Source organism: Nitrospira sp. BLG_2 (genome assembly GCF_049222245.1).
On sequence record NZ_JBLYIG010000116.1, the window covers coordinates 1 to 2,275 of the forward strand.

Consider the following 2,275-nt stretch of genomic DNA (forward strand, 5'->3'; position numbering starts at 1 on the left):
GGGGGCAAGTGGCGTGGCCATCCGGAGGGATGTCCCGATCGCGAAATACAAGCGGCGTCATTCGATGAGCTGCAGTTCAAGGTTCAACAACTGAGCCGTGAAACCACCAAAAACGGTCGGGAGATATCCCGCATAGAACGACCCAAGACAGAAGTTCCAGACTTGAAGACACCAAAATATGTCCTCTCACAGGATCAAGGCAAATGGCGCGGCTATCTGGAGGACTATCCCGACTCTGTTGTGCAAGGAGAGTCGTTTGATGAGGTGCAGTTCAAGCTGTACCAGCTCTGCCGCCAGCTGATCACCGGCAAGCCTGCCCTTCGAAAGATTGCCTGAGAGAGTCTTGCTCAGGAGCTCACCAGCTCCGTGCATTGTCCTCACACGGTTCTGCGCAAAGCTCATCTCAAGACGTTTCGCTAGATTCGTCGATGCCGCGCGCTGTAGCATCCTGAAAATGTCTCACCGGGAACGAGCCGCTTCAGCCCCCATTCCGGGTGATTAAATGCATCGCTGGCGCAGGTCATCGGTTCGATGGCAAGCGCAGCTCGTGCCGCGTCCGCAATGGCGTCTCCGGTATACACGACCACGGCGGAAAACGAATGATCCATCGTAATGTCGATGACGCGACCGCTTGCGGCGTCTCGGAGGGACGCGGTGGCCATTCCCCGCGCGTCGCGCTCGAGTTGCACATAGCAATGGTTAAAGCGTTGAAGACCGATCTCACGAAATCGTCGGTAGTCCCAGGGCGTGCCGGCCGCGCTTAGAATCGTCCCTGTCGGGACGAGCCGTTCGTTGAATTCCAAGTAGGCGGCTCCCGGGATTCGCACCTCAGCCTCATCGATCAAGGACGTTCCAACGGTGAAGTAGGGATGAAACCCGACTCCGACCGGCGCAGCCTGCTGCCCGACGTTCTTCACGGTGAATGTGCACGTGAGTCCGGAGGCACCGAGGTCATATGTTACCCATATGGCCAGTGAAAAGGGATAGCCACGTGCAGCGTACGTTTCAGCGTCGAGGCGGATTTCAAACGTCACCTTGTTTGTATGAGCTTCTTGCACGCGCCACGGTAGACTGCGAACGAATCCATGAATGGCGTTTGGCCCTTCCTTGTCGTTGCATTCAAGCTGCAGTGACTGCCCCTCGAACGCATAGCGCCCATCTCGGACGCGTCCTGGAAACGGGATGAGCACGTCACCCTGTCCACCTCGCTTCCGACTGCCCCCTGAATAGCCCCAAACGATATCGTATTCCCGTCCTTCCGCATCGATGAGCAGGTACCGTCGTAATGAGGCCCCCCATGGAGAAACAACCGCGCGCTGGTTTTCGAAAGATAAGGAGAGTTCGGTATCCGGTGTGACGGGTGTCATAGTCGCAGTATACATTCTGACGATCGACGAAGGCGACGCCTGCTCTCTGAAAGAGCAGGCGCCAGAGGGGAATGAGCTTCAGGACGGAGATGGGTTACTTGGTAAATGGATTGCCGGCCTTTTGCCAGTCGTCAAGGTTCATAATGACCGCCGTCGTTTGCGTGAACCCGAGGTTCTCGAGAGATTGCGCGGCAAGTGAAGCGCGTCTGCCGCTTTGACATTGTAGGATGATGGGGCGGTCCATGTCGGTGTCGGCTGGATCGCCGACGTGACTCCAGATCTTGGATTCGATGAGGCCGCGAGGAATATTGATCGATCCAGGCACATGCCCTGCGGCGTACTCATGCGGCTCCCGTACATCCACGATCAAGGCAGCGCCCGGATTTTCGACGAGCTTCCGATACTCTTCCATGCCGATCGTCTTCACTTGCTTCTGCGCCACTTCAACTTTCTGTTTCGAGACGGGAGGTACATTCTGCGCGAGAGCCTGTGAAGGTAAGATCAGAAACGCGCTAAGCATGATGGTCAGTGACGATGTGATGAATAGGTTCATGTGTTCTCCTTTCGAGGACTATAGGGTACGTCCATCTGTATGATTCCAAGACAGTCTAACCGGATCCTCCCAGGCGCCTCAAGGCATGGATGAAGCCAACGAAGAGGTGGTCCGCGCTCAATCCACTGATCTGCCATATCGAACAGCTTGTTATCCCGGTCCCAAGCCCTGCCGGAAATCGATCCTTGTCGCCCACGTGGGATGGTCGATGAGCGGATTGCGGTTTCCCTGTCGCTCGAAGATCGCCTGGTTGCGATGCCGCTCATAGTCATCCACGGGAAAGTCCGTATGCCATGTGAGGAGCGTGGCGATACGATCTTGCGTGTATTCTTCCGCGGTTCGGTTGATCTCTCCC

4 protein-coding genes are annotated in these 2,275 nt (G+C 56.4%); 1 reads left to right on the forward strand and 3 read right to left on the reverse strand.

The window, feature by feature from the left end:
- Window positions 1-336: hypothetical protein (locus ACOSYY_RS03370; RefSeq protein WP_421660860.1), on the forward strand; the 336-nt coding region annotated here is incomplete at its 5' end.
- 80 nt (window positions 337-416) lie between these two features.
- Here ACOSYY_RS03370 and ACOSYY_RS03375 read toward each other — a convergent pair.
- The 3 genes from ACOSYY_RS03375 to ACOSYY_RS03385 form a co-directional block, all read right to left on the reverse strand.
- A complete protein-coding gene (locus tag ACOSYY_RS03375) occupies window positions 417-1,382 on the reverse strand; it encodes an aldose 1-epimerase (protein ID WP_421660861.1) in 966 nt (321 codons plus the stop codon).
- Between the two features lie 79 nt (window positions 1,383-1,461).
- Complete coding sequence (locus ACOSYY_RS03380) at window positions 1,462-1,920, reverse strand: rhodanese-like domain-containing protein (RefSeq protein ID WP_421660862.1); 459 nt, start codon at window positions 1,918-1,920, stop codon at window positions 1,462-1,464.
- A gap of 150 nt (window positions 1,921-2,070) precedes the next feature.
- Window positions 2,071-2,275: endonuclease (locus ACOSYY_RS03385; protein WP_421660863.1), on the reverse strand; the 205-nt coding region annotated here is incomplete at its 5' end.